The sequence below is a fragment of the Flexibacter flexilis DSM 6793 genome (genome assembly GCF_900112255.1).
Lineage (GTDB): Bacteria > Bacteroidota > Bacteroidia > Cytophagales > Flexibacteraceae > Flexibacter > Flexibacter flexilis.
In genome coordinates this window covers 1-1,769 of the sequence record NZ_FOLE01000032.1, presented here as the reverse complement: position 1 = coordinate 1,769, position 1,769 = coordinate 1, and the positions used below count along the sequence as shown (strand labels likewise).

Annotated in this window: 1 protein-coding gene; it reads right to left on the bottom strand. The window is 45.6% G+C overall.

Annotated elements, in window-relative coordinates; translation table 11 throughout:
• Nucleotides 1-65 precede the first annotated feature (65 nt).
• The coding region (locus BM090_RS18610; RefSeq protein WP_221405436.1) for a hypothetical protein at nucleotides 66-1,769 on the bottom strand (1,704 nt) is incomplete at its 5' end.

Below are 1,769 nucleotides of genomic sequence, written 5' to 3'. Positions count from 1 at the left end.
TTAGTGGTTTTGTGAAAATTAAATTATTGAAAATTGGTTAGGTACTGTTTTGTTTTGCAGGCAAACTATTTGCGTTTGCCTGCGGTTTTCGGTTTAGATTTGGATTTTTTGCTTTTGCTGGACGTTTTGGCGGCACTCAAACTGGAGCTTTTCTTGCCCTTGCGTTTTTTCTTCCGCGTGCCACTGCTTCGGCTCGTCGCGTTTGGATAGCTGGCCGCCGTCGGCTTGCGCTTGGTGGTTTTGCGGCGGGTGGTTCTGCGGGTGCTTGGAATTTTACCAACGGCTCCGTTTACCGAACCACTGCGTTTTTTGCGTTTTTTCTTTTTGTCAGAAGAATAAAACCAGACCAAAAAACCACCCACCACAAACAGGATAACACCTATCCAAATCTTCTTTTTGTTTTCTGTGTAAAACTCTTTGGCTCGTTCTGTGAACGTTTTGTTTGCGTCGTCTGCTGCTCCTACGTTTTCGACTTCTTCCGCTTCTGCGTTGGCGATAGGTTCTTCAAAAGCTGCAAGCTCCGAACCTTTTAAGTTTTCGGCCTTTACATCAAACGGTGTAACCAAATCGGACAAACTCAACTTATTAGAAGTCAAATAAGCGTTTAGCTTGTTTAAAGCTGTCGTAATTTTTTGGCGGTTGACCGTCCTGATGCGCTCGGCTACCTGTTGCGGCGTTTCTTTGGCTTTTCGTCTTCTGAAGATATTGCGAACATCTGCAAAGGCTTTCGCCGTGTCTTGTGCCGTTAGGTTCTGAATTTTGTTGTTCAAATTCGGGGCTACGATACTTGCAAACTGACCCGCTGGAGTTAGATTAAAGGCCTTGTTTGATATTGTTGGAACAAGCGTTGCAAGCCTGTTTGTTACGCGTCGCAAAAATTTAGGTGCGCCCAAATCTTGGTTATAAATAGCATTGTCCACGCCGTCCACGTCCTCCTCAAAACCTGCCAAAGCATTATCCGCTTTCAGTTGATTTACAGCGGCTACAATGCCCGTGTACACGTTTGAAATACCTACTTTAATAGCGTACTCAATTTCTTGTTTGCTCGCGCCTGTCGCCTTGACCAGTTCGGCCATTGCTTTCTTGGCTTTGGCGGCTTTGATTCTTACGCCTACACTTTTTGAAAGCTGTTTATCCTCTTTAGGAAAGACCAAAGGCAAAAACAAAATACCTGCGCCCTCTTGTAGTGCCGCAATTACTGCGGCTCTGGCGGCTGCCTTGTCAGGCATTGTTTTTTTAACGCGTCGGGCTGCCGATAGCAAATCGGACGTGTACTCTCGTCTTAGTCCTAATTCGGTTAAGTCGTCGTCGCTGGCGTTCGCGCCTGCAAACAAAATGTTTTCCTCGTCGCCTGCTCCGTTCAAATTATTGTAGTCATAATCTAAACCGTTTAAAGCGTCTTCGTTTGCCGTCGTAATGTCAAGTTCTGCGGCGTTCAAATCCTCGTCAATGCCTTTGAGCTGACCAGTTTTTGAAATGTGGCGCAAACTTGAGTACAGGGACAAGTAAAACGGCTTTAAAAATGTGTTAGCCTGTACGCGTGCTTTAATGATTCGTAGCAATTCGGGGCGATTTTCGTAGGCCGCCTGCATTTGCGCCAAAGCTGTAATTTCTTGTTTGACGGTTTCGGGGCTAAGTTCGGGTAACTGCGAGGCCTGCATCCAATTTTTTAGCGTACTGGCCGCCTGTGCAATGTAGGTTTTGAGCTTTAAGATTGCGCCTTGTTTGAGCTCTTTTTGATTCGTAGCTCTTACATTTACTTTTTTGCT